The following is a 26,399-nucleotide window of genomic DNA, read 5'->3' as shown; positions in this document are numbered from 1 at the left end:
AACAGAGTAATGAAAAAGATAATCCCCCTGCTGATGACGCTGCTGCTGGCAGGCTGGTCGTTTAACGCCTGGTCTTTCGCCTGTAAAACCGCGGCGGGCGTGACCATTCCCATCGGCGGCGGCTCGGCGAACGTGTACGTAAACCTTGCGCCGGCGGTCAGCGTCGGGCAGAACCTGGTCGTGGATCTTTCGACACAGATTTTTTGTCATAACGATTTTCCGGAAACCATGACCGATTACGTGACGCTCCAGCGCGGATCGGCCTATGGCGGCGTGCTGTCGAGCTTTTCCGGTACCGTCAGGTATAACGGCACCAGCTACCCGTTCCCCACCACCAGCGAAACGGCGCGGATGACCTACAACTCGATAGTCGATAGACCCTGGCCTACCGTTCTCTATCTGACGCCCGTCAGCAGCGCAGGTGGGGTCGCCATTTCCGCCGGTTCGCTAATCGCTGTCCTGATCCTGCGCCAGACCAATAACAAGGATAACGACGACTTCCAGTTCGTGTGGAACATATACGCCAACAACGATGTCGTGGTGCCAACCGGCGGCTGCGACGTTTCTGCTCGCGATGTGACGGTGACGCTGCCGGAATATCCCGCTTCGGCCGCCATTCCGCTAACGGTTTACTGCGCGCAAAACCAGAATCTGGGCTACTACCTCTCCGGTACTACGGAGAACGCGGCCAATTCGATATTTACCAATACCGCATCGGCCTCTCCGGCTCTGGGGGTTGGCGTTCAGTTGACGCGCAACGGCAGCGTCGTTCCCGCGAATACCACGGTGTCGTTAGGCAACGTGGGAACCTCGGCGGTCAGCCTTGGCTTAACCGCCAACTATGCGCGCACCAGCGGACAGGTGACCGCGGGTAATGTGCAGTCAATTATCGGGGTGACTTTTGTTTACGAATAACCTCCCGGAGAGTGACGGCATCCTGTCGCCCTGTTCGCTGGTCACAGAGGGCCTGGTGCGGTTGATGGAAGACGGGGGCGCCCGGCCCGTGGTGTTAACCTCAGCGTCACCGACGCTGCCCCCTGACGTACGCCGTCTGGTGGTGTTTCTCCCTGAATCCCCTGTTCGGCTACTCTCAACCCTGAAGCGTGCCGCTATGCTGCTGGAACAGTCCGCAACGCCGCTACCGATGCTGTTTCTCAGCCGCAGCCCGGCCAGTTGGCTATGGTCCACCCTGCTACACCAGGTCGCAGAGCGGCGTCAGCTTTCCGCGGTGCGGGCGGCCGCCTCCGACCTCCCGGTCCCCTGTCTGGCGGCGCTACTGCGCGACGTCATACCCGAGGGATATCCTTCCCTTGAACAGCTGGCAGATGAAGAAGCGCGGGCATTGGGTAAGCGCCCTGCCGGGCTAACCCGACCGGAGCTGAACGCCATCCTCGGTTTGCTCTGCGGATACCGCGCCAGCGATCAGGCCAAACGCCGCGGCATCAGCCACAAGACGCTCTACAATCAAAGAACCGCAGGATTGAAAAAAATGGTGGAACACCACCCGCAGATGGCCGCCCGCTTTCCCGGCAGTCAGATAAGAGAACAGAAAAGCGAGCCCATCGCCGCCCTATGCGCTTTCGAGCGTGAATTTGTCCATGCAATCCATAGCCGACAAATTTTCCCGGTTTTCCAGCCCATAACTGATGAACATCGTCAGCTAAGGGGGATGGAGATCCTTGTCCGCTGGCGCCGGAACGGCAGCGTTTTGTTTCCCGCTGATTTTTTACCGCAGCTACGCTCGGAATATGCGTGGCTGGTGCTCACCGCGTTTGTGCTGCAGGAAGCCGTGCAGAATATCAATCTGTACAGTGGTGAATTTTATTTCGCGGTGAATATTCCCGCGGCTGTCGCCAGCAATGAAAACCTGATTCGCATGATGGAAACCGCGCGCCAGCAGTTGCGTCAGCCGCAAATATCGCCGCGGCTGGTGCTGGAGCTTGCCGAAAATGCCGACCTCAGCCGCCACGGGAAAATAGCCGGAAATATGGCCCGGCTACAGCAGCGCGGCTTCCGAATTATGCTTGATGACTGCTTCTCGCAAAGCAGCGTGCTGTTCCCGGTGCGGGCGTTGACGTTCAACGCCTACAAGCTGGATATGGGCATCATCAATGATATGCAGCGCGATGCGCACGCCCTGGCGCTGATTAAAAGCCTCATCTACTACTGCCGGCTGATCGGCAGCCGCTGTATTGCCGAAGGCGTAGATAGCCTGGAGAAATTCAACAAACTGAAAACGCTGGGAGTCGACCATTTTCAGGGAAACGCCATCTCGGCGCCGGTTGGCAGAGAAAACGTGGCGGAGATCATACAGCAACTCTCCGGCGAAGCGGAGTATCCGTCCGGCATCGCAGTGTAGGTAACGCCCGATGAAATACATCGGGCGTTAGCGGCACTTTAGCTCAGCTCCGGCCAGTAACCACGATTGGCCTCGATCAGTTCATCGAGAATAGCTTTCGCAACCGACGCGCTCGGAACCGTTTTGGACAAGGTCAACGCCTGCCAGAGCTTTTGGTAGCTTCCTTCAACCCAGGCGTCGACAACCAGTTTTTCCACCGCGACCTGCTGCTCCATCAGCCCCTTTTGAAACAGCGGTATTTTTCCCATCGCCAGCGGTTCGGGACCGTTAACGCCGACCAGGCAAGGCACTTCAACCATCGCGGTCTCGTCAAAATTCGCGATAGCGCCGTTGTTCTCTACAATCAACAGCATTCTTTCCTGGGTATTAAAGGCGATGGCGCAGGCGAGATCGACAATAAAGGTGGCATGCGCCCCGGCATGGAAATGCGCCGCTTTGGCGCTCCGCCGGGCAACAATGTCTTTCGCCATATCGAATACCTCTTTCTCTCTCCCGGCCATCACCTCATTTGCGCGCGTAAAGTTCGGGTCCGAGTGAGCTACCTCGTAGTCGGCATAAAAATAGTATTTTAGGTAGGTATTGGGCAACGTGTCGGTATCCAGCGCAAAGACGTCCTTCACCTTTTTGAAGGTCTCAATCCAGCTTGGCGCTTTGTGCTGAAAATCCTCTTTCGGACTGCAATACCCCAGCTCAGACACATGCTTTTTTAACGTCGGCATTAAATCATTACCGGCCTTATCGGTAATGCTGGTCCACCAGCCGAAATGGTTGAGGCCGAAATAACGCACGTTCATCTCTTTACGTGATTTCAGACCAAGGATATCGGCGAATAATCCTTCAATTGCCACCGGCATATCGCAGATATTAATAATTTTAGCCGCTGGCCGTAATCGACGAGTGGCCTCGGCAACGATCGCCGCAGGATTGGAATAGTTGAGCATCCACGCGCCGGGGGAGTACGTTTCCATATAGTCAACCAGTTCAAGTACCCCGGCAATGGAACGCATACCATAAGCGATACCGCCAGGGCCACAGGTTTCCTGGCCAATCACGCCATGCTTAAGCGGTATTTTCTCGTCCTTTTCACGCATCTCGTAGAGGCCGACGCGAATATGGGCCATCACAAAATCAACGCCGGTAAAAGCTTCCTGCGGATCGGTGGTGTAGCTAAAAGCCACTTGCGGATAACGTTCAGCCACCAGAATCGCGCACGCTTCACCGATCACGCGCTGGCGATCGTGATGATTATCATAGAGACGAATTTCGCTCAGCGGAAATCTGTCCATATTTTCCAGCAGCATCATAATAATCCCTGGAGTATAGGTACTGCCGCCGCCAGCTATCGTAACAACAAATTTATTTTGCATCTTCCACCTCATTATTCATGTACATCTAAATAGCGATCCACAGCATTACGGATTTTATTCACCCCTAAACCATAAATAACCTGAACGTGATTACCTTTGATAATGACGCTGGTACCGCCGCTGGTTTTCAGAATATGTTCCTGAATTAATGCCGGGTCCCGCACGTCAACCCGAAGTCGGGTAAAACAATTGCCGACAGAACACACATTGTCTTTCCCGCCAAGCCCCAGAATGACCTGTTCACCGGAAGCCTTAGCTGGGACGCTTGCGCTCGCCGCTCGGCTTAGCGCCTCATCCTGTTGTTCCTGGCCTGGCGTGCGCATCCTGAAACGCAGAATCAGGAATTTACCGATAAAATACATCGCCGCTGTTTCCGCTAACCCCAGGGCGACAAAAACAGGCCAGCGCGTCAGATGGGCTCCCGCCGGTATGTTATAAACAATAAAATCGATAATGCCGTTGGTTGCGCAGACCCGAACATCGAGCAGCCACGCCAGCATCTGGAAAAAGCCATCCACTAACGAATAAACCAGCCATAACACCGGTGCGGTGAAGATAAATAAAAACTCAAAAGGTTCGGTTATCCCGACGAGGAAGGAGGTCACAATCAGCGGGATAAGCGTGACTTTCAACTTTTGTTTATTTTCAGGTTTCGCCGTCTTATAAAAGGCCAGGGCCATTCCGGCCGTGCCAAACATTTTGACCATTCCATAAGTCAGGAATCGCGCCGAGTCGCTTAACGCTCCCCCGGTGTTATCGGCAATTTCAGCGAGGAAAATGGGCTTTGCCCCGACTATCGTCTGCCCATCAATTAACAGCTGTCCGCCAATAGAGGTAAAAACGAAGGGTGACCAAATGAGATGATGTAAACCGGTCGGGATAAGAAAACGATTGAGAAAACCATACAGAAAAACGCCGGCGGCGCCGAAAGTTTTCATGACGCCGGTCAGCGCCGATATACCGTGTTCAACAATTGGCCAGAAATAGACCGTGGCGATGGCAAACACGCCGACCAGCGGGATCATTACGATCAGAACCAGCTTGCTGTTGCCATAAATTGAGAATGCGCCGCGAAACTCGATATCGACAAAGCGGTTATGAATGAAAGCCACCGCGCAGCCCAGAATGATGCCAAGAAACACGCCCATATCGATGACCTGGAAACCGAAAATAAAGGTTTGCCCGCTGCCGTAAAGCTGCGCGTTGCTGCTCCCCTCAACAAGCCGCCTGGTCAGAGTAAGCCAGCTATTGTTGGCCGCCAGGTACATAAACCAGGTCATTGCGGCGACAAACGCGGCTTCCGCTTTGCGAGTTTTTGCCAGCCCGCTCGCCAGACCGAGGCAAAAGAAGAAGCCAAGATTGTTCATGATTGCCCAGAGCATACTGGAAGCATATTTCCCCAGCAGGAAAAGCGAGCTGTCTTCTGCCACCCATAATTTATTGGTGGTCATACTGAGCAACGCAATCAACAGACCCACAACCGGCAGATATAAAATCGGCCCAATCATCGCCCTGGAAAAATCTTGTAATTTTTTTACCCCGATCATCCTCTTCCCCTCTCCTGCTTATCGACTGCCAGCGCTCAGAACTTGCGAATCAGCCTATGCGCCAGAGGGGATTAATCAGAGGAGATAAAGTGTCATTTGTGATGAAAGTCATATATCTTCGGAAGTAATAGATATATAAATAAAAACAAATAACTAGATGACCAGTTTATGAACACCTTGCGAATGAAAATATTTAATCTAAAAATCATATAGTTACATTTATTCGCCAACAATTCACTTCGCCATGAGACATCTATAAGTGATATACAAATCCATTGCCGAACGGCTGAAAAATCGCATCAACAGCGATGAGTTTGAAGTCGGAGATGCGTTACCGAGCGAGAAAGCGTTAGCCAGCGAGCTACAGGTATCAGTGATGACCATCCGCAAAGCGCTAACGCTGCTGGAAAGGGAAAAATTGATCGTCAAACGCCACGGCAGCGGTTCATACGTTGCGCGAAAGAGCAATTATCACGGCGGGGAGCTTGATGGGTTCAACTATCAGATGCATATCGTTGGCGAGACTAACTATCGCAACAAGGTCATCGAGTTCACTATGCTCGATGCGCCTCTGGCCATCGCACAACAGTTAAAAATTGAGCCCGGAGAAAAAGTCTATTATGTCAGGCGCATTCGGATGATTGATGACGTGCCCATTCTGATAGAAAACAGCTATATACCGGTAGCGATTTTCCCATGGCTTAGCATCGGAAATCTGGAAAGGTCAAAATTTAACTACTTTAAGAAGGAGTGCAACATCACCATTCTGGAAAGCCACCGTAACTATTCCCCGGTTCTGGCCACCCGCGAACAAGCGGAACTCCTGCAGGTTGCGCAAAACAGCCTGCTGCTACGCGTGCAATCGATCAGCTATGCGCAGAATAATCTCATCGTCGATTTATCCGATATATACCAAAATACCAATAAATACAATGTAAAACATATCACTCGCCGTTGAAGAATAGTTAAGGCCGGGGTTTCGGCTTCTCCAGCGGCGCGTCTCTCAGCCGTGATGCCCGCCAGCAGGTCTGCGGCAAGGTTGCGAAGCGGCAGCTGGCGGTTCGGCTCCGTTACGCTTACCAGCCGCAGACGTTAGTCTCTTCGTCGGACTCGTAGCCGCGCACGATATTAATCAGATCTTTTACCGCATCGGCAGCCGTCTGCGGATCCTGCAATTCAGCCAAAGTTGCAAATTCACTGTCGACCGACACGCCATTATTATTGTTGGTTACCGTTACGATAAATCCCTTATCCCCGGCGTTATCGACTGAGAGATCAGAAATAAGCTCAGCGATGGCCTGCGCTGCGATATCAGGCACGTACAGGGCCATGGGCTTAAGATACACTTTTTCTTTTTTATCTTTATTATTGCCGTTGATTACCGCTAACGCATAACCTTTATTTTCACTGTTCATATTATCCCTCGATAAGAATTTTAGGATCAACGTAAAAGTCGACGTTAAATACGGTGTCTTCCGTTAACGCCTCAATGCAGTGCCATTTTTCGGGTGGGAAAACGCCAAACTCCCCTTCAGCAATGGTCAGGGTTTCGACCGGATCCGGGCTGGTCTCATCAGCGTAGCCCAGATAGCGTATCGCGCCGCGCATCACCGACAGTCGTGGGTAGACGCCCTGCCGGGTGCCCGCGTCCAGATGCCGCTTCCAGATCGACGCTGGCGCCGTCTCTTTTGTCCACAGCGGGGTGCTACGGGTATGCACATAGTGGGTCGGGATGATGATTCGCTGCATGATTCTGCCTCTCTTTACGCCCGCTGCACGGGGCCGAAAACAGGAAAATATGTTGCATATCATATACCCCTTTTAATCACTGGGGGTATTATTTTTTATCAAAATCGTTTCCCCCCTCTATTTCTACCCATTAGGGATTAGACCACTTACTAAAATAAATACGGGCGAATTCAGCTACGCTAAAGTCGCCCGCAAATAAACACAAATGACTTATTTCCCTGCTGAAGTAAGCGGCCCCGGTTTACCGATCAAATAGCCCTGAACCAGATCACAACCTAATTTTCGTAACGACGTCAGCTGTTCTTCCGTTTCGACGCCTTCTGCCACAATTCGCATATGCAGGCTTTTACCCATGCTGATGATCAGGCGCACGATATCCAGATCGTCTTGCTGATGGGGGATATTAATAACAAATGATCGATCGATTTTTATCTTATCAAACGGGAAATAGCTTAAACGCGAGAGCGACGAATAGCCGGTACCAAAGTCGTCAATAGAGATCTGCACGCCAAGCTCACGCAGCTGGCTCAGGATCTCTAACGAGCGGGTATTTTCATTAAATACGTCAGACTCGGTAATTTCCAAATCCAGCCGATACGGATCCAGCCCGGTTGTTCTTAAGATGGTTACCACGGTATCGGTCAGTGAACTGTTCATTAACTGAACCGGCGACACGTTAACCGACACTTTGAGCGGCGACGACCAGCTGGCGGCCGCTTCACAGGCGGTTTTCAATACCCACTCGCCCAACGCATTAATCAGGCCGATTTTCTCCGCCACCGGGATAAATTCCGTCGGCGGAACGCTGCCGCGTAGCGGATGAAACCATCGAACCAGCGCTTCATAGCCGTAGATTTCACCATTCATGGCATCGGCAATCGGCTGATAGTAAACCCTGAACTCCCCTCTCTCGAGCGCCTGCATCAGGTCATCTTCGAAAGATTTATTCTCCTGCTGGCGCTGAAGCATACCGGGGCGGAATATCTGGACGTAACCGGAGCCCTCTTTTTTCGCTTCATACAGCGCCAGGTCGGCGCATTTGTATAAATAGTCGGTGCGGCTTTCTCCGTCAGAGATGACAATCCCGATACAGGCGCCGATCTGAATCTGCGAGTCGTAAATCTGATACGGCTGGCTAATCTTTTCCCGGATCACCGTTGCCCGCTCCAGCGCCATCTCTTCGCTAAGATCGTGGGTCACCAGAGCAAATTCGTCTCCCCCCAGTCGGTACAGCGTTTCTGACGTTTTACGAAAAAATGAGAGACGGCTGGCCAAATCCTGCAATAGCTTATCTCCGGCGTCATGACCCTGCGTGTCGTTGACGTCCTTGAAATTATCCAGATCGAACAACATAACCACCGCCGAGCCGTGATAGGGCCGCACCTGGTTAACCACCTCCTGCAGGCGTTGCCAGAAAGAGAGCCGGTTGGGCATCCCGGTCAGCGAATCATGATAAGCATCGTACTGCAGCCGACGGTTTTGCACCTGTAGCTTTTCTTTGGAAGCCTGCAGATCGGTAGCCAGTAATTTCATCCGCACGTGAGCGCGACGCAGGGTGTTATTCTGCTTCAGCATCAACATCCCGAGCGTGATACAGAGAATAATCAGCAGAATAGAAATGGCCGAATAGATGTAATAGAGGTTCTGTATTTTATCGTGGGTGAGATTAACCAGATTAAAATCCTGGGCGAGAGAGGTGGACGCGAGCGAGGTCAACGGCCCGTCCAGGGTGCTCATTTCTTGTAACATCAGCTTCAGCTGTGCTGTCGTCATGGTATCCAGCTGCTTATCCAGCCGGTCCAGAAGAGTAATCAGGCTGTCAACTATCGCCTTACGATGAGGATCTTTGCCGATAAACTTTCCCAAATCACCCTGCTGCAGCAGCGCAATCTGGCTCATCATGATTTCCAGACGCAGGCGCACCTCATCGTGGTCGCTTCCCTTTACCTCCAGTCCCATCGCACTCAGTCGCGCCTCAAGACGCATGTACTCGGAGACTATCTGGGAAACGGACCACGAATCAGTATAACGGGTTAATTTTTGCAGCTCACTTTGCCGCTCATGGACCAGATAAGTAATGTAACCGGTCACAATGAAGAGCGACAAAATAATGGCAGTGAGTATTCGATTCAAGATCAAACCCTTACTCAATTATTATCTTCGAAACCTGCCATGCCGAACGGGAATAATAAATCTGATTCTGCAATTCCGGGCTACTGTCGTAGGGATAAACAATAAATAAAGGCCCTTTATCACGAATGCGCATATATTCGCCGTTCATTTTTAAAGCCAAAATTACTGGAAATTTATGAAAGTCATCGATGGGAACAATGGTGGTGTAATCATTCAGCGCCAGCACCCGCGCCGACTTGCCTTTGGCACCGACTAAATCCATGAGTTTACTGAGGGAAACGCCGTCAAAGCGAACCTTTCCCGAATACCACGGGGTGGTTGTTACGATCGTTTCCATGCCCAGTTTTTCCAGTGCCGCCACATCAAAAACGGCGGTATCGCCCTCATTCGTATTAGTAATCAGGCCGGAAATAGTTAAAACGGGTTTACCCACGGGCGCCGGCAGTTTTTCTGCAAAAGCGGAAGGCAAAACCATGACACAAAATAAAGCTGCAAAAATTAAACGCATTTAACTCACCCTTCCGAAATTGGAGACTTGTTAATTGTAAACCATTTAAGTCATTTCTTAAAAGGTGTCCTCAACGGGTACAAAAATTTAAATTAAACACAATAAGCCAAGTCCTAAGCTCGCATTCCGAACGGCCCAGCCGGGCTGCACCCGGCCGGTCAGGCAAACGCTTAATGCCTTTAAACACGCAGAGCAGGTAAAAATCTTTTCACTTGCCCTTCTGCGCGGTAGTCTCAGGACAGGCGCGAATTCGGAAAGCGTCTCATTCCAATAATTAGAAACTCAGCAACAGACAGGACAGGTATGGAATCAACGTTAATTTCTCAGGGCCCCGGCAAGGAGGCATGTTCTCTCAACCGCGCCCGCAGAGCGGCCTGGGGCAGCTTCGCCGGGGCCGTGGTCGACTGGTACGACTTTCTTCTCTATGGCATCACCGCCGCGCTGGTATTTAACCGGGAGTTTTTCCCGCAAATCAGCCCGGCAATGGGTACCCTCGCCGCGTTTGCCACCTTCGGCGTCGGTTTCCTCTTTCGCCCGCTGGGCGGCATTATCTTCGGTCATTTCGGCGATCGCCTCGGGCGCAAACGCATGCTGATGATGACGGTGTGGATGATGGGGATCGCTACCGCCTGCATCGGTCTCCTGCCCTCGTTCAACCAGATAGGCTGGTGGGCGCCAGTTCTGCTGGTTCTGCTGCGCGCCGTACAGGGTTTTGCGGTGGGCGGAGAGTGGGGCGGCGCGGCGCTGCTGGCGGTTGAGAGCGCGCCGAAAAATAAGAAAGCGTTCTACAGCAGTGGCGTGCAGGTGGGTTATGGCGTCGGATTGCTGCTCTCAACGGGGCTGGTGTCGCTGATAAGCGCCTGTACCACCGATGCGCAGTTCCTTAGCTGGGGCTGGCGTCTGCCGTTCTTGTTTAGCGTCGTGCTGGTGCTGGCGGCGCTCTGGATCCGCAACGGCATGGCGGAATCTGCCGAATTTGAACAGCAGCAGCGCGAACAGCAGCAACAGCCGCAGAAAAAGCGTCTGCCGGTAGTAGAAGCGCTGTTCCGCCATCCGGGCGCGTTCTTAATGATTATCGGTCTGCGCCTGTGCGAACTGCTGACAATGTATATCGTCACCGCCTTCGCGCTTAACTACTCCACGCAGAATCTCGGCCTGCCGCGCGAGCTGTTTCTTAACATTGGCCTGCTTGTCGGGGCTATCAGCTGTCTGACGATCCCCTGCTTCGCCTGGCTGGCGGATCGCTTTGGCCGACGCCGCGTCTATATCACCGGAGCGCTGATCGGCACCCTCAGCGGTTTCCCGTTCTTTATGGCGCTCGAAAGCCAGTCATACTTCTGGATCCTGTTTTTCGCGCTCATGCTGGCGAATATTGCGCACGACATGGTGGTTTGCGTCCAGCAGCCGATGTTTACCGAAATGTTCGGCGCCAGCTATCGCTACAGCGGGGCCGGAGTGGGATATCAGGTCGCCAGCGTCGTCGGCGGCGGTTTTACGCCGTTTATTGCCGCCGCTCTGGTCACCCTATCCGGAGGCTCCTGGCATAGCGTTGCGATTTATTTGACCGTAGGTTGCCTGCTATCTGCCCTTACGGCGATGCTGATCAAACCTTGTCGCCACGGCGATGAACCGCTTTAAGGAGTTGCCATGATTCAGGAGCCCTGCTGGCCGCAGCGCTTTCATCACCAGCAGCTGCCGCTTCACTACTGCGCCGATCCGACGCTTGCCGAGCAGCCGCTGTTTGACCGGGCACGCGACGGGGAAGCGGTGGCCCAGCTCTGGCAGGCTCCGCAGGGATTTGTGGTGCCGGGAAGCTATCGCAAATTTGCCGAACTCCCGGCGGTAAGCGAGCAGTTTGCCAGCCGGGGATGGCCGGTCTGGCAGCGCCGCTCCGGCGGCGGCCTGGTCCCGCAGGGGCCGGGAATTGTCAATCTCAGTCTGGCCTGGCCGGTTTATCACTCGCTGGGCGAAGCCGCAGAGCCGATTTATCTTTTCCTCTGCGGCCTGTTGCAGCGTACGCTTTCAACCTTTGGCGTAGCCAGCCACTTTCAGGCGGTCAGCGGTTCATTTTGCGATGGTCGCTATAATCTGGCCTGCGGCGAAGGCGGGCAGGTGCGAAAAATAGCCGGCACGGCCCAGTACTGGCGCCCCATGCCGGCAGGACGGGGCCATGTGGTCCTCGCGCACGCGGTGATCCTGCTGGACGTCGAGCTGCAGGCTGCCCATCGGGCGGCCAATGATTTCGAAGCCCGGCTCGGCAGCGGACGGGTATACCGCGCCGAGAAAACCGTGACGCTTGCCGAACTTGTGACACAACCAGCCGATTTGCTCCCCCGCTTTCGCGAGGCGCTGGTGCAGGAGTTACAGAATATTAGCTGAAGGTCGTCTTCAGATAGCGGCTAAAGGTCTCAACTGCCCGCGATACGCGCGGCGCATAGGGGCGAATAACGTAGAGACTTTCCGCAAACACATCCACCGGCCGCCATTCCGGCAAGAGCTCCTGTACCAGCCCGCGGCCAATCGCCTCCCTGGCGCTAAAATCCGGCAGTAAGGCAATTCCCAGCCCCGCCAGCACCGCATCGCGCAGGGATTCGCTGTTATTGGTGGCAAATGGCCCCTGCACCTTCACGCTCACCCGCTCGTCGTCGCGCTCAAAGGTCCAGTGCGGGCTTTGCGGCCCGCGCGGGTAGGTCAGGCATTGATGCTGACGCAACGCGTCAGGCGAATCGGGGCGACCAAAGCGACGAATGTAGTCCGCCGAGGCGACCACCAGGGTTGCCGTACGGCATAGCGGCCAGGCTACGTGGGTCTCCGGCAGCAGCTCGCGACGACAGTGGCGAATGGCAATATCAAACCCTTCGCTGGCGAGCGACACCAGCCGATCGGTCACCTCCAGCTGCAGATGAAGCTGCGGGTGCTGATGCAGAAAAGGCGTGATGGCCGGAACCAGCTGCTGTCGAGAGAACGCCACCGGCGCGGTAAGGCGCAGCGTTCCGCGCAGCGGGCCGCCCTCATCATCGCAGGTGCCGGTAAAAATCTCGCGGATCTGCCCAAACGGTTCGTTTAGTTCCGCCACCAGCCGCTGGCCATCTTCGCTTAGGGTCACGCTGCGGGTGGTGCGGTGCACCAGCGTCTTGCCGGTGACTCGCTCCAGTTCGCTTATTTTCTGGCTAATGGCGGACTTGCTGACCGCCAGCTTTTCCGCGGCGCGAGTATAGCTTTTTTGCTCCTCCAGTACCGTCAGCCAGTACAGGTGGGTCCAGTAAATGTCCGGGCGGATTTCGCTCATCATGATTGTTCACAGAGAAAAACAATGAGTTCAAATATAGCGGTTTTTACCGACTTCAGCACGAGGTAGCATCTCTTTCACCGAGGTAAATCCGACAATAAGGACCATCTGCTATGCCATTACTGACGTTTGATATCATTGAAGGACGCAGCGAAAACGAGATCAAAACCCTGCTGGATGCGGCACATCGCGCCGTTGTGCAGGCGTTCAAGGTGCCAGAGCGTGACCGCTACCAGATTGTTCACGAAAACAAAGCTCACCATATGATTATTGAGGATACCGGGCTGGGGCTGACGCGAAGCCGGGACATAGTGGTGGTGAGGGTTTATACCAGCCCGCGCAGCGAAGCGCAGAAGCAGCTTTTTTATGCCACTCTGCAGGCTGAGCTTGAGGAGCACAGCGGTCTGAGCGGCGAGGATCTCATGATCTCGGTAATCAGCAACCACAAAGGGGACTGGAGTTTTGCTCACGGCGTAGCGCAGTATATTACCGGCGACCTTTAGCTCTGCCGACGATGCGACTGGCGCACGATGGGTTCCCCGGTGCGCCACGTCGCCGTCGGCCCTTCAGCAGCATCAATGAGCCGATTCAACGCCTCTTCCACCAGCCGCTCCCGTCGCTGATCGTAGGTCGTTAGCTGCCATTCCGGCGCCGCCGCCTCATCGATATTATCGAAACCGACAATACCCATCGTTAAATCGCGCTCGCGCAGCGCCTGAAGCGCGCCTATCGCCAGAATATCGTTTTCACAAAACAGGGCATCTACTCTTTCGCCTGCGGGCGTCGCGTCCAGATAGTCACTCATCGCCGCATATCCCCGGGTACGTAAATACTGGCCGGCAACCAGCAGAGTATCAAGCCGGCAGCCTGCCTGCTCCAGCGCCGCTTCGTATCCTTCCATCCTCATTAAATGGTGGGAAGCGGTATCCGGACCCTTCATATAGCCAAAAGTGCGATGCCCCTGCGCCAGTAGCAGTTCAGCAAGCTGCTTTCCGGCAAGCCGACCATCGATATTGACCACCTGGATTTCCGGATGATCGGTATTACGGCCAATCTGCACCAGCGGAACGCGATGAATTTCAGTGGCAATCGCGATAAGTTCCGGTGTCAGCACCGTGGCCATAAACAAGATACCGTCAACCTGGAGCTGGTAAGCCAGCGCCATCGCTGTGCGGGTATTTTCTTCATCGGTGACGTTAATCACCAGCGCCATGTAGCCGCGATTCTGCAGCTGGCGAGTCACTTCGTTAAGCAGCAGCACCATGTTGGGATTGCGTAACTCGTCGACCGCCACGCCAATAATATGCGTTTGCTTTTGCGTCAGGCTACGCGCCAGTAAATTTGGTCGATATCCCAGAATATTAGCGGCTTTCATCACCTCTTCCCGGGTTTTGGGCTGGATGGAGGCCCCGGGGGTAAATGCCCGGGAAACCGTCCATTTGGAGACGCCAGCCAGTAACGCAACGTCGCTGGCGGTCGCTTTTTGTCGTTTTGGGGCGCTCATACTCGGTTTTAACGTTCCTGATAAAAAACATCCAATAGAACGTAAAATACAGCAAGATAGAATCCGCTCAACAAAAAACGCGCCGCGTTCTCCCGCCCCCCGGAGGGAAAACGCGGCCCGTTGTCACTGACTTAATGTGGCGTTGAGGGCATCAATCGACGTCCGTAGCCCTGCTTCAACGCTCATCGTCAGGTCCTCCATCTCCAGCGACACATAACCGTTATATCCGGTCATGCGCAGCACCGAGAAGAACTCTTTCCACCACTTCAAATCCTGTCCACAGCCAACCGCCACGTAGTTCCAGGTGCGGGTTTTGGTCTGCGTGACCGGCTGGTATTCCAGTAAGCCGTCGACATCCGCCAGCCCGCGTTCAATACGCGCGTCTTTACCGTGGACGTGATAAATCACCCCTTCAAGCTTACGGGCTGCGGCAATCGGGTCTGCCCCCATGGCGATCAGATGCGACGGATCGAGATTCATGCCGATTATGTCGCCAACCGCATCGCGCAGGCGCAGCAGCGTGCTCGGGTTGTAAACCAGCTGGCTGGGGAATTCCTCGAGAGCAATCTGTTCGATGCCGTGTTCAGCCGCATGGCGGGTAAAAGCCTGCCACCAGGGAATAGCAACCTCGTTCCACTGGTAATCGATCACGCCTGGCATATAGTCCGGCCAGGAAACCGTCGAGGTGATCCAGTTAGGGATTTTATCGTCCGGCCCGCCGCCCGGCAGGCCGCTCATCATGACAATCTTTTTCACCCCCAGCTTTGCCGCCAGCTCGACGGTACGATAGCTGCTGGCGGTATGCTTCTCGCCCAGCGCGCCGGGGGCCAGCGGGTTACCCGAACAGTTCAGCGCAACGATCTCCATTCCGCGCTTTTCCAGTTCTCCGCGAAACGCCGCCAGCGCTGCCGAAGAAGCCAGCAGTTCTTCAGTTTTAACATGTGGACAGGGCGACCAACCGCCTACGGTCATCTCCACGCCCGTAATGCCGTACTGCTTGACGCGATCGAGCATTTCCGGGAACGCCAGGCCGGCGAGAACATCGGTACAGAGTGCCAGTTTCATATTCTATCCTTCTTAAATGAGTGTCCTTCGAGGATCTGCATAAACGCGTCTTTGCTGTCGGCGCTGGCCAGCAGCGTGGTTTTCACTTCGTCATCAAGCAGGTCTGCCAGATCCGCTATAACATCAATGTGTTCATTATTTTTTGCCGCCACGGCGACCACAAGGAAAGCCACTTTCCCCTCCCCCCAGCCCACGCCATCCGGGAACTGAAACAGCTGGAAACCGGTTTGCCGCACGAGGTCGATCCCCTCTTTGCTACAGTGGGGCATCGCCACTCCCGCCCCGAGCCAGGTAGAGAGCGCCTTTTCGCGATCCACCATCGATTCAAAAAAACCCTCGCTGACGTAGCCGCTGGCCTGCAGGGAATCCGCGGCAATACGCAGCGCCTTTTTCTTTGAATTCGCCCGACAGCCAATAAAAATATCTTCTGGTTTCAGCGTTAACATGCGCCTCTCCCTTCGTTAATAGGTCAGCGGTAGAGCGCCGGACACTCCGGCAGAGAGACCGCGTGCTTTTCGCCATCCTTCAGCGATGCCAGGCCAGCATCGCATACCATCGCCACGACAAATCCGTCCCACGATGATGGCCCGCTCATCTCCGCCCCCAGGTTTACCCGGTCAACGAAATTCTGCACCTCGCGATCGTAGGCGGTGGCGAAACGTTCCATACAGGTTTTGGGGATAGCGCGGCTATAACCCTGTGCCGAACGGACGGTGGTGAGAGCCTGTTCGGTCAATGCGCTAATGGCATTTTCGCCAATCACTTCACAGCGAATGTCGTAACCATAATCGCAGTTAACAAACAGCTCATCATCAATACGTACGCCGGATTCGGTTTCAAAAATCACAATCAACGGATCCTGCAGATGCGCGCAGGCTCTGCGCGTTTTCTTCTGTGGTTTATCGACGCGTACCGAAACGATATTTTCGTTAAGCAGATAGCGGATAATATCGATCTCGTGGGTCGCCGAATCGTTAATCGCCATCTCCAGGGTGTAGCTTTCTGGCACGGAGGCGTTGCGATGTGCGCAATGGATGAGCAATATTTCCCCCAGTTCACCGCTATCCAGAGTCGCTTTAAGCTGGTTGTACCCTGGGTCGAAACGGCGCATAAAACCCAGCTGCAGCATACGTTTGCCGTAGGCCACTTCAGCATCAATAATCGCTTTGGCTTCATCCGCGGTTGGGGTCAGCGGCTTTTCGCAAAACACCGGTTTACCTGCCTTGATGGCCGCCAGAATTTGTTCTTTATGTACCGGACCAATAGAACAAATAAAGATCGCATCCACGTCGTCCGATTGAATCATTTCGACCGCATCGTAATAGGGTTGAGCGCCATATTCGCGGGCAATAGTGTCGGTAACATTACGATTGATATCGCAGACGGCGCTGACCCTGGCGTTCTGAATCACCGTCTGAAAACGCTGGAGATGATCGCGCCCAATCATACCTAAACCAATTAAACCGATATTAACTGTCATATATTCCTCCATGTCGCTAAATCAGAATCTGAATTTTTGTTCAATTTGTTCAAGAGTTAAGCCACGGGTTTCCGGCAGGAACTTCACCAGCAGAATCAGCATTATGACGTTGGTTACCGCGAAGAAACCGAAGGTCATTCCGCCGCCGTAGCTGTTGAGTAAAATCGGGAAAATAGACTGAATGATGAAGTCAAATATCCATAAACCGAATACCGCAAAACCCATACCCAGACCGCGCATCCGCAGCGGGTAAATTTCCGCAAGCATCAGCCAGAACACCGGTGCGATCCAACCCTGCATAAAGGTCAGAAACATCAGCATCAGGGCAAGGATGATGTAGCTGGCGCCGGTAAAGTTGGCGTGCAAGCCACTGACGCCATCAACGGTTTCCATATGGAAGAAGAGCTTGAACGAGAGACCAATCAACACCAGGCTAAGGGTGACGCCGATCTGTCCGGTAAAGAACATTTTCCGTCGGGAATGCCTGCCAATTAACAGCATCCCTAGTAGCGTGGCCAGAATAGACACGACGCCATTAGCCACGGCGCCGGTCACCGCCGCCGCATCGCCAAGTCCGGTGGCTTTCAGCACCGTCGGCGCGTAGTACATAATGGTATTCACGCCGGTTACGCGCGTTGCCAGCACAATCATCAGCCCGATCAAAATCAGCTGCAGCACCCATTTTTTCTTCAGCTCGTCAACAAATCGGCCATGGTTGATGCCAATCTGACTCACCTGCTGGATATCGCGGATCTCCTGCTCCACCTCTTCAGGCCGACGAATCGTTTTCAGCACCGCAACCGCTTTGTCTATTTGCCCCTTACGCACGAAGAAGCGCGGAGACTCCGGCATTACCAGCATTCCAATCCACAGCAGCGCGCCGGGCAGCGCCGGAATAGCCAGCATCAGCCGCCAGTTGTGCGACATGTCGGGATAGAAATTGACGATGGAAGCGTTGACGGAGTAAGCGAGAAATTGCCCGGTGACGATCATCAGTTCGTTGACCGTCACCAGCCGTTCACGCTGCGCGGGCCGCGCCAGCTCTGAAATATAAATCGGCACCGTCACTGACGCACAACCAACCGCCAGGCCGAGGATAAAGCGGGCGATTATCATCGACGACATATCCCACGCGACGGCGGTACCGAGGGCGCCAAAGATAAAAATCACCGCTACCCACAGAATATTTTTCCGCCGCCCCTGGCGGTCGGACAGCCAGCCGCCGCCAACGGAGCCGATTGCCGCGCCGAATAATAAAAACGATGTCACCAGCCCTTCCTGCAGAGGAGTGAGGCCAAGATCGTTCTTCATGAAAATCAGCGCGCCGGAAATAACCCCGGTGTCATAGCCAAAACACAGCCCACCAATGGTTGAGACGAGGGTTATTAATCTGATTTTCTTATCATTATCTGTTTTACGACTTTCAGTTATCACATGATCGGTCATTTTGTTGTCCTGTCAGGGATGAGCGTTCTATCGTTTTGTTTTTATGAATAAAAAGATCACATTGCCGATCCAGATACGGCAGGTTCTGGCATCAGGAATACATTTGCACCTTTTTGCACCCGGGTGCATTATTTAACAACTTGTTATACTCTCACGGATTAAAAAATCCATAACAAGTTATTTTGAAATATTCATTTCGTTAAGGGCGTCAACTTTTTGCTCATTGAATGGCCAATTTTGTCGATCGCAGTCACGATCCGCAGAGCTTGTCGCTTTCGGGGGGAGCAAAATGCGTGGTTCAGGCTAATGGCTGGGGAGGAAGGCTATACGAAGGGGAACCCGTGGATTAATCCGCGTTCCCCAGAGAGCCAGGGTCGTCAGGATCGCTGGGCGCTGGCGATACGCTGTCTGGCTTTTTGTTCAATATTTTCCAGCAGCTCCTGCACGTCGTCTTCATCAATGTCGAGAAACTGACCGTCCAGCAGGGCCACATGAATATCTTCGCGCGTCACGGATATGCCCAGCGGCACCGCCTCCGCTTTCGCCTTCACTTCCTCCGCCGCCAGCGGATGCGGGTAGCGCCGTCCGACCAGGTTATTAAAAACAATGGCCAGCATCGCCAGCATCAATGAGTTGAGTAACACCGGAGTCAGAACAAAGTGATAGCCTTCGCTCTGTATCCCCGCCCCGCCGAGGATCGCCGTTAACGCCACCGCGCCGCCCGGCGGATGCAGGCAGCGCAGGAAATACATGCCGGCGATCGCCAACCCTGCCGCCACGCCGCAGGCCAGGGCCAGGTTAGGGATGGCGATTCCCACGGTCACGCCAATCAGCGCTGAAAGGACATTACCGCCGACTATCGACCACGGTTGGGCCAGTGGACTGCTCGGCACGCCAAACAGCAACACCGCCGACGCGCCCATCGGGGCGATAAACCAGATATTGACCTCGCCTAATAGCCAGTGACTAAACATACTGGTGACCGCCAGCCCCGTCCCGGCGCCTATTGACGCCAGAACGATATGTTTTCTGGCGACCGGTAACGCGTGCGGCTTAAGGCGGCCAAGGAAAATGCGGATCCGTGAAAACAGCGATCCGGGTAAAACGCTTAACATTGTGCAGCTCGCTTACATCATATTAAGAACTTATGTTTCATTTTCTTTTTTTAACCTTGTTTTAACAACCACGCCTTTATCGTGGCTTTTCGTTATTCATTTTGTGAATGTAAAAAAGGCGCGCGCTACGCTAAAATCGCCCTCACGTCTGGGTATCAGTACTCTATGGATTGAAGGTCAAATACGTTGAATAACAAGATAAAATTAGAGAAAGAAATCGCATGGGCCAGCCAGAATATGCCGCGTACGCTGCGCCAGGTCGCCGCCCTGCCCGACCTCAGCCAGGTTCGTCTGGCCTGCTGTATGCACCTGGATATGAAAATGATCCCACTGGTGCAGGGAATTCTGGAAAAAGGGGCGAAGGTTTTCCTGACCACCTGTAACCCAACCACGGTGCAGGATGATGTGGTCGCCTGGCTGGTGGAGCGCGGCGCTGAGGCTTGCGCATGGCGTGATATGAGCGATGCCGACTGGCAGCAATCGTGGGAAAAAGCGATTGCCTGGCAGCCGACGCATCTGTGCGAAATGGGCGCGGATATAACAACCCTACTGCATCAGCGTGGGGAGTTCGGCAATGTTGTCGCCGGGCTTGAAGCGACAGGCTCTGGCGTTAGCCGCCTCGGCGATATTCGGCCCGGCTATCCGATTTTTAACTGGGATGATTTGCCGGTTAAGGAAGGTCTGCATAACCGTCATATGGTCGGCCTGACCGCGTGGCATACCTTCTTCCAGACGACCCACCTGACCCTGCATGAGAAAAAAGTAATGGTCATCGGCTATGGTCTGGTCGGCCAGGGGGTTGCGGTGGCGGCGAAGGCCTTCGGCGGCCAGGTCATGGTGGCGGAAATCGACCCGGCACGAAGATTACAGGCTGCCTACGACGGCTGGCACGTTGTTGAACTACAGGAGGCGATAGCTTCGGCGGACGTGGTGGCCACGGCTACCGGCGGCAAAAAAGTCGTTAACAGCCAGGCGCTTGATAAATGCAAAGATGGAGTGTTTATCCTCAACGTGGGTCACGTGGCGGAAGAGATTGATTGCGAGTACCTGCGCCAGTTCAGCCAGGAAGAGGTCATGCCCTATATCAACGCTTACCGGATGGGCCAGAAAACGATCTATCTGATGGCGAACGGTTCAATGCTCAACCTGACCGCGGGTTTTGGCGATAGCCTGAACGCCTTTGACGTCACCCTGGCGGTGATGGCCAGCGGCATCCAGCATATTGTGACCGACGGCATGACGGCGCCGGCAGACGTTTATCTGCTGCCGCAAAGCGTATGGCAAAAAGCGCTCTAAGCACATGCGCTGAGTAATTTTCCCGGAGGCGGCGCGCTGCGCCTGTCCGGGCTACCGGTCCGCAGACAGCGGTGAACTTGTAGCCCGGCTAAGCGCAGCGCCACCGGGAAGAAGCCACGCCGCTCCCTCACCTAAGCACATCCTCCGCAGGCGGCGCGATGCGCCTTGTCCGGGTTACCTGCCCGCAGACTGCGGTGGACTTGTAGCCCGGCTAAGCGCAGCGCGAGCCGGGAAGAAATCATGCCGATCCCTCACCTCAGCACATTCCCCGCAGGCGGCGCGATGCGCCTTGTCCGGGTTACCGGTCCGCAGACAGCGGTGGACTTGTAGCCCGGCTAAGCGCAGCGCCACCGGCAAGAAGCCACGCCGCTCCCTCACCTCAGCACATCCTCCGCAGGCGGCGCGATGCGCCTGTCCGGGCTACCGGCCCGCAGACTGCTGTTAACCCGTAGCCCGGTCAGCGCAGCGCCACCGGGAAGAAATCATGCCGATCCCTCACCTCAGCACATCCTCCGCAGGCGGCACGATGCGCCTTGTCCGGGTTACCAGTCCGCAGACTGCTGTTAACCCGTAGCCCGGTCAGCGCAGCGCCACCGGGAAGAAAGCAAATCTTACAGCAGGGCCAGCAAAAATATGACTTCACCGAGCTCAATCGCCGCGCCTAAAGTGTCGCCGGTTTGCCCGCCCAGAGTACGCTTCAGCGCCTGGCCTAGCGCCCAGACCAGCACCAGCGTGATAAGCGCTGCGCGCAGACCGTTAACGCCGAGCAGCAGCGTCGCCAGCGCCAGAGCGATCCCCATGGCGATCAGCGTCTGTTGCAGCGAGATTTTACCGATAAACAGATTGCCCAGCCCCTCTTCGCGCGCGTAGTGCTGACGGTACATCAGCAGCACCGCCATACCGCGGGCCACGGCGCAGGCGGCCGCCAGGGCGGCAACCGCAGACGTACCGCGCAGCGTGACCTCGCTGACCACCAGCACTTTTGCAATCAGCACAAAAATCAGCGCCAGCCCGCCGTGAGTGCCCAACCGACTGTCGCGCATAATCTCCAGCATCCGCTCGCGGCGGCGGGCAGAGAAAATGCCATCACAGGTATCCGCCAGCCCATCCAGATGGAAGCCGCCGGTCAACAGCGCCAGCGCCAGCACGCCGAGCAGCGCGGCAAGCGGGCCGCCGCACCAGGGCTGGAGCAATATCACGACAACCCCCGCGATCGCTCCCAGCAGCAGGCCAACAAAGGGGAAAGTAACGATACTGCGTTGATATTGTTCAATTTCCAGCCCCTGAGACAAACGCGCCGGGACCGGCAAGCGGCTGATAAACGATAATGCGGCAAAAAATGACTTAATCATGGAAAGATGACTCCTGTCGTTAAACCTTGCGACCAGCGGTTATTCACCGCCGCCGCCGACCGTAACCTGACTTATCTGCGTAGCTGCTGCGTGGACGCTCTTCCAGCCGCCAGTGAGCCAGCCGGGTATCGCGGTGATGTTGAATGCGTGCAGCTATTTGGTTATCGGATATCCGGGAGGTAGCGATATAGATCGCCGAAACGAAAGAGTTGAGTAGAGATTGGGCATCACGGCGTAGGCCGCTAAGCGCGTCGCCGGTCATCAGTATCATCGCGGCGGCACCTGTTGCAGGGACAGCATGAGATAAAACCTTCCGATATCAATATGTTTACGGCGGAAGTATACCAAATTCCTGGGGAAAGGTTCAGCGTTACAGAGGCTGTTTTGCTAAGGAATGCGAGATGACGCAAGAGGAGGAATCACTCCGGCAGCGAGAGCCGCCGGAGCACGCAAACGAGATTACTCGGCAGATTTATCTTCTACTTTCGCTTCGCCCATTGCTTTCAGCTTTTTAGAGATATCGCGACGTTCTTTGGAGATCTCGGCGTTTTTAATGATGTAGTCGTCAACGCGATCTTCGTAATCGCTCTTCATGCTGGCAATGATGCCCTGGATAGCTTCAACGCTCATGCCCGGCTTGATGTAGTCGCTCAGGTTGTCCAGCAGCAGTACGCGCTTCTGGTTATCACGGATCTTTTTCTCAACGTCCTGAATTTCACGCTGCAGTTTATTCTTACGACGATACAGGCGAACAAACTCCAGTACGTCCTGGAAAGAAGGCTTAGTTGTTTCCATTTTTACACCCCTAATATTTGAGATTCGGATTCGCTAAAGCGACTGCTACATAGGGCTAACATAACTGTTAGCAGCCGCTGATGACAATGTTTTTTCCTTTGCCTTTATCATAACCCTAAACGCTGCTGAATCGAAGCAAGCGATGGGCAAACCGCGCGTATCTGGTCTTTATTTACGCAACGCCCGGCAGATTAAATGCGACAGCAGCTCAAGCTGCCGGGCCAGTTCAATGGTTAGCCAGACATAACCATGGATTGGCGTTTCAGAGAAATTGTCGTCCTGCTGCTCTTTGATGAGCTGGCGCAGCTCGGCCACAATTTCGTTGAGCTTTTCATTGTTAGCAAGAATCGGCTGTGGATTGCCCTCATACAATGCATGGGCGATAGTCAGCAACGTCTGCTGGGTCATTTGCTGCGTTTCGCGCAGCGTATGGGCATTCAGCATAACAAAATGGCCGGGACGCGATGCCCAGTAGGCGTTGATTTGCAGCTCCAGCATGCACACCAGATTACGGCTAACGGTCTGGATCGCTTCAAAGATGGCCTTCTGGATATGCGTCTCTTTGCTGGCGGGCGTAATTAATCCGCGCATTTTGACCACATCGTTAAGCACCTTCTGCATATGCTTTTCCAGACGCGGACGCTCGACGAGGTTCGGCGAGAAACCCGCCTGATACAGACGGTTGAAGGCGGTGACGTAGCTGGCCATCTGGATGCGCCAGTGCAGGAAAGCCCGCTGCGGCCAGATACCGGTAAACAGCATAGCCAGCAGGGAGCCAAAGATAACGTCGCCGCTTCGCCATAGCGCGGTCGTCATATCGCCCGGCGGCGCGCCGACCACCACCGCCAGCGTGATGCCGATCAACAGCGCCTGGTAGGGCTTTTTACCCAACGCCAGCCAGCCGCAGAGGAACATCGCCACCGCGCACCACAGCAGCATAATGGGCAGAGAGATAAGTTCCAGCTTGAGCGCCACCAGCCCGAGCGCCGAGCCGAGGATCGTGCCGCCGATACGCTCAAACGCGCGCGGGACGACGTTTCCCCAGAAGGAGATAGGCCCCATCACCACCACCAGGGTGATGAGAGGCCAGGTACCTTCCGGCACGTTAAGCAGGCGCACCAGCACAAAGGTGAGCACAAAGGCCAATGCTATTCGCACGCCATGGACGATGCGGTAATGGCGATACAGCCGAATTTCAAATGGCTTAAGTGATTTATCCGCGCGCACAACCGACTCCGACACAACGAAAAGGGCAATTGTAACTGCTTTTTCGCCGCAAGCATCACGCGAATGAAAGAAACCTTGTCAATTAAAGGGATAAGTTCACTTCACTACGGGTTCAACCGCGATATACATATCAATGTCCCAGTAGCCGTCCTGGTTACCATCGTTAAGGTAGACTTCAAAACAGGGCTTCATCGCCATCTGATGCTCTGTGCTTTGCATCAGACTTTCGAAGAACTGATACCACGGAGTCGCAAAATCGAAATTCTCGACTCTGGCGCGGGCAACGGCATACTCGCCGCCGGCGATTTCGGTCATCATCACGCCTTCACTTCCTTCAGGGATCTGATAGTCTTCCGCCACCGTGACGGCGGTGTCGCAGCGCAGCTTTTCCGCCGGGACTTCGTCTGGATTGTCGTAGTAAACGGCCACCCACTCCTGCGCCGGAACCTGGCTGTTGTCGACCCACATCATCAGCTGTTCAAACCCCTGTTTAACCGTCTGTTCCCAGGGGCCGACCAGATGAAAACCGGCAATTTTCTTCTTGCCTACGGATTTAACGTTATAGTCCATGTTGCCTCCACTGTTGATAAAATACTGTATGTATATACATAAAATCTAACAGTACAATCACCCATAGTATGTGCGGTAATTCACAAATCCGCGCGGCAAGAAGATTAAAAAAACGCCACCTGCGGGTTATAAACTGAACGGCAGTTCAATGCCGATGCTGGCCCCAACATCGTCGCTGGCGCTGTGGTTTGCATCGGTGTACCACATGGAGGTATTCAGGCGAACCGTCGGCATGACATCGCCGCTCCAGCCCAGCTGTACGCCCTTCAGCGTGTCGGCGTGCGGGAAGGCTTTATTGATTCGTTGGTTCTTCGGATTGACTTCCGCGTAGACCAGGCGCGCGCTCCAGCGCTGATTTTCTTCGGTGACCAGCTCCACCTTACCGGCATACAGGCGTCCATCGCCGCCCATCGCATCGCCCAGCGGGTAGCCCTGCTGATAGTAGCCATCTTTATAGATAAAGTGGTTATAGATATAGTTGGTGCGTCCCATATTCGAGCGGGTATCGTGGGCTTCCAGATACCAGTTAACCGCATTGCTGTTCCACTGATGGTGCCCTTCCACGCCGCCAAGGTAGAGGTGCGCCGAGGGCAAGTATCCGGCTTCATCCTCGCCGATCATCTGGCCGTAAATGCTCACCGGCCAGCCCAAGGTTGGCGCCAGCTTCAGCTTGAAATCAAAACCGGCCAGCTGATTGCCGGGATCGTCGGCCGATTCACCGGTGTTATCATTGCCGGTCAGGCCGTCCCAGAAGCTGCTGAATGATGAAGGTCGCCCTTCGCCGCCCCACTGCATAACGCGCGAAGCGCCCAGTTCCAGCGAGGAGATGGGCGAAAACGTCAGGCGACCGCCGAAGATTTTGGTATGCGGTACGGCGGCGTACTGGTTCATCTGGCTGGCGGAAAGTTGATACTGCCACGGGCCAATCCAGCTTAGCCATGAGGTTTCCGGCGCCCGCTGTTCTGCACGCTGCAGCAGAAAACCGGTCATGGGACGCGCGGCATCGGAGCGAATCAAACTCCCTTCATAACCCGGTCCCCACCACTGCGGGATTTGCCCGAACGCCAGCCACTGGTTCCACAGTTTTACCGCGCCGTATGCGCCGTTGGCGTTTACGCTGGAGCCGTTGTCGATGCGTTTGTCGCCTTCAACATTGCCCTGTAGATGCAGATCCCACCATTCACCGCTGTTGTTCAGGGCGAGAGAAAGCGACTGGTCAGCAGGATAAGACTGGGCAAACCCCTGCGGAGTTCCCGGCTTATCAGTGGAACTGTAACCGGTAACGCGCACGTCGGCTTTGAGCGCCCTTAAACGCTGATTTACCCGACTCAGAACCACCCGCTCGGCGGATGTTGTCGGATGGGAATTGGCCAGCGCACGGTTAATCTCTTCTTCGCTCAAAGGCCAGGTGGACAAACTTAAAGAGAGGGTTCCGCGGTCGGATAACCAGGCTAAATCATTGCGGAATTCGTTATCGGCCAGAACAAGGCCAGAGGCAAAACCAGAGGTGCTAAAAACGGCGAAAAGTCCCAGAGAAAGCGCACTACGCGCAAAGTATTTCATCTTCCCAGCTCCATTTTGGGCGCACAAGCGCCAG

The 26,399-nt window shown here is 54.6% G+C and carries 26 protein-coding genes; 7 read left to right on the top strand and 19 right to left on the bottom strand.

Features of this window, described 5'->3' with window-relative positions:
* The first annotated feature begins 9 nt into the window (after positions 1 to 9).
* Both KO1_RS01040 and KO1_RS01035 read left to right on the top strand, forming a co-directional pair.
* Positions 10 to 915: a fimbrial protein gene (locus tag KO1_RS01040; protein WP_004103588.1), complete on the top strand. Its 906-nt coding sequence runs from the start codon at positions 10 to 12 to the stop codon at positions 913 to 915.
* Positions 902 to 2,359 (top strand): EAL domain-containing protein, encoded by a 1,458-nt coding sequence (locus KO1_RS01035; RefSeq protein WP_174545004.1) that lies wholly within the window; start codon positions 902 to 904, stop codon positions 2,357 to 2,359. The genes KO1_RS01040 and KO1_RS01035 overlap by 14 nt, the downstream gene beginning before the upstream one ends.
* Positions 2,360 to 2,397: 38 nt before the next feature.
* On the opposite strand, the gene KO1_RS01030 is transcribed toward KO1_RS01035, so the two are convergent.
* Positions 2,398 to 3,726 (bottom strand): 6-phospho-alpha-glucosidase, encoded by a 1,329-nt coding sequence (locus tag KO1_RS01030; protein ID WP_023321262.1) that lies wholly within the window; start codon positions 3,724 to 3,726, stop codon positions 2,398 to 2,400.
* 11 nt (positions 3,727 to 3,737) lie between these two features.
* A complete protein-coding gene (locus KO1_RS01025; protein WP_047720887.1) occupies positions 3,738 to 5,273 on the bottom strand; it encodes a PTS transporter subunit EIIC in 1,536 nt (511 codons plus the stop codon).
* 259 nt (positions 5,274 to 5,532) lie between these two features.
* Between KO1_RS01025 and KO1_RS01020 the strand changes: the two genes are divergently transcribed.
* Positions 5,533 to 6,231 carry a GntR family transcriptional regulator gene (locus tag KO1_RS01020; RefSeq protein ID WP_047720886.1) on the top strand — a complete coding sequence of 233 codons (699 nt, stop codon included), beginning with the start codon at positions 5,533 to 5,535 and terminating at the stop codon, positions 6,229 to 6,231.
* A 118-nt stretch (positions 6,232 to 6,349) separates the two neighbouring features.
* Here KO1_RS01020 and KO1_RS01015 read toward each other — a convergent pair whose 3' ends face one another.
* From KO1_RS01015 to KO1_RS01000, 4 genes are all read right to left on the bottom strand, one after another.
* Complete coding sequence (locus KO1_RS01015; protein WP_004113900.1) at positions 6,350 to 6,688, bottom strand: DUF1869 domain-containing protein; 339 nt, start codon at positions 6,686 to 6,688, stop codon at positions 6,350 to 6,352.
* Between the two features lies 1 nt (position 6,689).
* Positions 6,690 to 7,022 (bottom strand): TehB family protein, encoded by a 333-nt coding sequence (locus KO1_RS01010; protein WP_004103600.1) that lies wholly within the window; start codon positions 7,020 to 7,022, stop codon positions 6,690 to 6,692.
* 210 nt (positions 7,023 to 7,232) lie between these two features.
* Positions 7,233 to 9,155: a putative bifunctional diguanylate cyclase/phosphodiesterase gene (locus KO1_RS01005; RefSeq protein WP_064406812.1), complete on the bottom strand. Its 1,923-nt coding sequence runs from the start codon at positions 9,153 to 9,155 to the stop codon at positions 7,233 to 7,235.
* A gap of 10 nt (positions 9,156 to 9,165) precedes the next feature.
* Complete coding sequence (locus tag KO1_RS01000) at positions 9,166 to 9,663, bottom strand: putative pterin-binding protein (protein ID WP_004103602.1); 498 nt, start codon at positions 9,661 to 9,663, stop codon at positions 9,166 to 9,168.
* A 303-nt stretch (positions 9,664 to 9,966) separates the two neighbouring features.
* Between KO1_RS01000 and shiA the strand changes: the two genes are divergently transcribed.
* A complete protein-coding gene (gene shiA, locus KO1_RS00995; RefSeq protein ID WP_004113901.1) occupies positions 9,967 to 11,301 on the top strand; it encodes a shikimate transporter in 1,335 nt (444 codons plus the stop codon).
* Positions 11,302 to 11,310: 9 nt separating this feature from the next.
* The gene (locus tag KO1_RS00990) at positions 11,311 to 12,042 is read left to right on the top strand and encodes a lipoyl protein ligase domain-containing protein (protein ID WP_004103604.1); all 732 of its coding nucleotides are present in this window, start codon (positions 11,311 to 11,313) and stop codon (positions 12,040 to 12,042) included.
* On the opposite strand, the gene KO1_RS00985 is transcribed toward KO1_RS00990, so the two are convergent.
* A complete protein-coding gene (locus KO1_RS00985) occupies positions 12,035 to 12,952 on the bottom strand; it encodes a LysR family transcriptional regulator (protein WP_064344235.1) in 918 nt (305 codons plus the stop codon). The two genes, KO1_RS00990 and KO1_RS00985, sit on opposite strands and share 8 nt — an antisense overlap.
* A 113-nt stretch (positions 12,953 to 13,065) precedes the next feature.
* Here KO1_RS00985 and KO1_RS00980 point away from each other — a divergent pair, with 113 nt between their 5' ends.
* Complete coding sequence (locus KO1_RS00980; RefSeq protein WP_064406811.1) at positions 13,066 to 13,455, top strand: tautomerase family protein; 390 nt, start codon at positions 13,066 to 13,068, stop codon at positions 13,453 to 13,455.
* Here the strand turns inward: KO1_RS00980 and KO1_RS00975 are convergent.
* The 6 genes from KO1_RS00975 to KO1_RS00950 form a co-directional block, all read right to left on the bottom strand.
* Complete coding sequence (locus tag KO1_RS00975; protein WP_004113902.1) at positions 13,452 to 14,456, bottom strand: LacI family DNA-binding transcriptional regulator; 1,005 nt, start codon at positions 14,454 to 14,456, stop codon at positions 13,452 to 13,454. The genes KO1_RS00980 and KO1_RS00975 overlap by 4 nt on opposite strands.
* Positions 14,457 to 14,579: 123 nt before the next feature.
* Positions 14,580 to 15,521 (bottom strand): sugar phosphate isomerase/epimerase family protein, encoded by a 942-nt coding sequence (locus KO1_RS00970; RefSeq protein WP_064406810.1) that lies wholly within the window; start codon positions 15,519 to 15,521, stop codon positions 14,580 to 14,582.
* The gene (locus tag KO1_RS00965; protein WP_004103610.1) at positions 15,518 to 15,967 is read right to left on the bottom strand and encodes a PTS mannitol transporter subunit IIA; all 450 of its coding nucleotides are present in this window, start codon (positions 15,965 to 15,967) and stop codon (positions 15,518 to 15,520) included. Before KO1_RS00965 ends, KO1_RS00970 begins: the two co-directional genes overlap by 4 nt.
* Positions 15,968 to 15,990: 23 nt before the next feature.
* Positions 15,991 to 17,001, bottom strand: coding sequence for a Gfo/Idh/MocA family protein (locus KO1_RS00960; protein WP_004113905.1), 1,011 nt, complete (start codon positions 16,999 to 17,001; stop codon positions 15,991 to 15,993).
* Positions 17,002 to 17,022: 21 nt separating this feature from the next.
* A complete protein-coding gene (locus KO1_RS00955; RefSeq protein ID WP_016809178.1) occupies positions 17,023 to 18,447 on the bottom strand; it encodes a sugar porter family MFS transporter in 1,425 nt (474 codons plus the stop codon).
* 377 nt (positions 18,448 to 18,824) lie between these two features.
* Complete coding sequence (locus tag KO1_RS00950; RefSeq protein ID WP_064406809.1) at positions 18,825 to 19,562, bottom strand: HPP family protein; 738 nt, start codon at positions 19,560 to 19,562, stop codon at positions 18,825 to 18,827.
* 186 nt (positions 19,563 to 19,748) lie between these two features.
* On the opposite strand from KO1_RS00950, the gene KO1_RS00945 reads away from it, so the two are divergent.
* The gene (locus KO1_RS00945) at positions 19,749 to 20,858 is read left to right on the top strand and encodes an adenosylhomocysteinase (protein WP_047720885.1); all 1,110 of its coding nucleotides are present in this window, start codon (positions 19,749 to 19,751) and stop codon (positions 20,856 to 20,858) included.
* Positions 20,859 to 21,469: 611 nt separating this feature from the next.
* Here KO1_RS00945 and cobS read toward each other — a convergent pair.
* From cobS to KO1_RS00920, 6 genes are all read right to left on the bottom strand, one after another.
* The gene (gene cobS / locus KO1_RS00940; protein ID WP_004103621.1) at positions 21,470 to 22,210 is read right to left on the bottom strand and encodes an adenosylcobinamide-GDP ribazoletransferase; all 741 of its coding nucleotides are present in this window, start codon (positions 22,208 to 22,210) and stop codon (positions 21,470 to 21,472) included.
* A 43-nt stretch (positions 22,211 to 22,253) separates the two neighbouring features.
* Complete coding sequence (locus KO1_RS26710; protein WP_071530297.1) at positions 22,254 to 22,481, bottom strand: bifunctional adenosylcobinamide kinase/adenosylcobinamide-phosphate guanylyltransferase; 228 nt, start codon at positions 22,479 to 22,481, stop codon at positions 22,254 to 22,256.
* A 188-nt stretch (positions 22,482 to 22,669) separates the two neighbouring features.
* Positions 22,670 to 23,005, bottom strand: a complete 336-nt coding sequence (locus KO1_RS00935) for a DUF496 family protein (RefSeq protein ID WP_004103624.1) — start codon at positions 23,003 to 23,005, stop codon at positions 22,670 to 22,672.
* Between the two features lie 168 nt (positions 23,006 to 23,173).
* Positions 23,174 to 24,232 (bottom strand): FUSC family protein, encoded by a 1,059-nt coding sequence (locus KO1_RS00930; protein WP_004103626.1) that lies wholly within the window; start codon positions 24,230 to 24,232, stop codon positions 23,174 to 23,176.
* A 96-nt stretch (positions 24,233 to 24,328) separates the two neighbouring features.
* Positions 24,329 to 24,802, bottom strand: coding sequence for a DNA gyrase inhibitor SbmC (gene sbmC / locus KO1_RS00925; protein WP_023321266.1), 474 nt, complete (start codon positions 24,800 to 24,802; stop codon positions 24,329 to 24,331).
* A gap of 126 nt (positions 24,803 to 24,928) precedes the next feature.
* Positions 24,929 to 26,365, bottom strand: a complete 1,437-nt coding sequence (locus KO1_RS00920) for a capsule assembly Wzi family protein (RefSeq protein WP_024274435.1) — start codon at positions 26,363 to 26,365, stop codon at positions 24,929 to 24,931.
* Positions 26,366 to 26,399: the final 34 nt, after the last annotated feature.

Origin of the sequence: Klebsiella oxytoca NBRC 105695 (assembly GCF_001598695.1) — a bacterium.
GTDB classification, from domain to species: Bacteria; Pseudomonadota; Gammaproteobacteria; order Enterobacterales; family Enterobacteriaceae; genus Klebsiella; species Klebsiella oxytoca.
Note: the sequence above shows the minus strand (reverse complement) of the source record. Positions and strands in the feature narration are given on the sequence as shown.

Bases quoted from the DNA above. Each gene is read 5' to 3' on its own strand.
- KO1_RS00955 (WP_016809178.1), bottom strand. From the start codon at position 18,447: ATGACCGATCATGTGATAACTGAAAGTCGTAAAACAGATAATGATAAG.
- KO1_RS01015 (WP_004113900.1), bottom strand. From the start codon at position 6,688: ATGAACAGTGAAAATAAAGGTTATGCGTTAGCGGTAATCAACGGCAAT.
- KO1_RS00960 (WP_004113905.1), bottom strand. From the start codon at position 17,001: ATGACAGTTAATATCGGTTTAATTGGTTTAGGTATGATTGGGCGCGAT.
- KO1_RS00920 (WP_024274435.1), bottom strand. From the start codon at position 26,365: ATGAAATACTTTGCGCGTAGTGCGCTTTCTCTGGGACTTTTCGCCGTT.
- KO1_RS00935 (WP_004103624.1), bottom strand. From the start codon at position 23,005: ATGGAAACAACTAAGCCTTCTTTCCAGGACGTACTGGAGTTTGTTCGC.
- cobS (WP_004103621.1), bottom strand. From the start codon at position 22,210: ATGATTAAGTCATTTTTTGCCGCATTATCGTTTATCAGCCGCTTGCCG.
- KO1_RS01000 (WP_004103602.1), bottom strand. From the start codon at position 9,663: ATGCGTTTAATTTTTGCAGCTTTATTTTGTGTCATGGTTTTGCCTTCC.
- shiA (WP_004113901.1), top strand. From the start codon at position 9,967: ATGGAATCAACGTTAATTTCTCAGGGCCCCGGCAAGGAGGCATGTTCT.
- KO1_RS26710 (WP_071530297.1), bottom strand. From the start codon at position 22,481: ATGATACTGATGACCGGCGACGCGCTTAGCGGCCTACGCCGTGATGCC.
- sbmC (WP_023321266.1), bottom strand. From the start codon at position 24,802: ATGGACTATAACGTTAAATCCGTAGGCAAGAAGAAAATTGCCGGTTTT.
- KO1_RS00950 (WP_064406809.1), bottom strand. From the start codon at position 19,562: ATGTTAAGCGTTTTACCCGGATCGCTGTTTTCACGGATCCGCATTTTC.
- KO1_RS00985 (WP_064344235.1), bottom strand. From the start codon at position 12,952: ATGAGCGAAATCCGCCCGGACATTTACTGGACCCACCTGTACTGGCTG.
- KO1_RS00980 (WP_064406811.1), top strand. From the start codon at position 13,066: ATGCCATTACTGACGTTTGATATCATTGAAGGACGCAGCGAAAACGAG.
- KO1_RS01030 (WP_023321262.1), bottom strand. From the start codon at position 3,726: ATGCAAAATAAATTTGTTGTTACGATAGCTGGCGGCGGCAGTACCTAT.
- KO1_RS00975 (WP_004113902.1), bottom strand. From the start codon at position 14,456: ATGAGCGCCCCAAAACGACAAAAAGCGACCGCCAGCGACGTTGCGTTA.
- KO1_RS00990 (WP_004103604.1), top strand. From the start codon at position 11,311: ATGATTCAGGAGCCCTGCTGGCCGCAGCGCTTTCATCACCAGCAGCTG.
- KO1_RS00970 (WP_064406810.1), bottom strand. From the start codon at position 15,521: ATGAAACTGGCACTCTGTACCGATGTTCTCGCCGGCCTGGCGTTCCCG.
- KO1_RS01040 (WP_004103588.1), top strand. From the start codon at position 10: ATGAAAAAGATAATCCCCCTGCTGATGACGCTGCTGCTGGCAGGCTGG.
- KO1_RS00965 (WP_004103610.1), bottom strand. From the start codon at position 15,967: ATGTTAACGCTGAAACCAGAAGATATTTTTATTGGCTGTCGGGCGAAT.
- KO1_RS01010 (WP_004103600.1), bottom strand. From the start codon at position 7,022: ATGCAGCGAATCATCATCCCGACCCACTATGTGCATACCCGTAGCACC.
- KO1_RS01025 (WP_047720887.1), bottom strand. From the start codon at position 5,273: ATGATCGGGGTAAAAAAATTACAAGATTTTTCCAGGGCGATGATTGGG.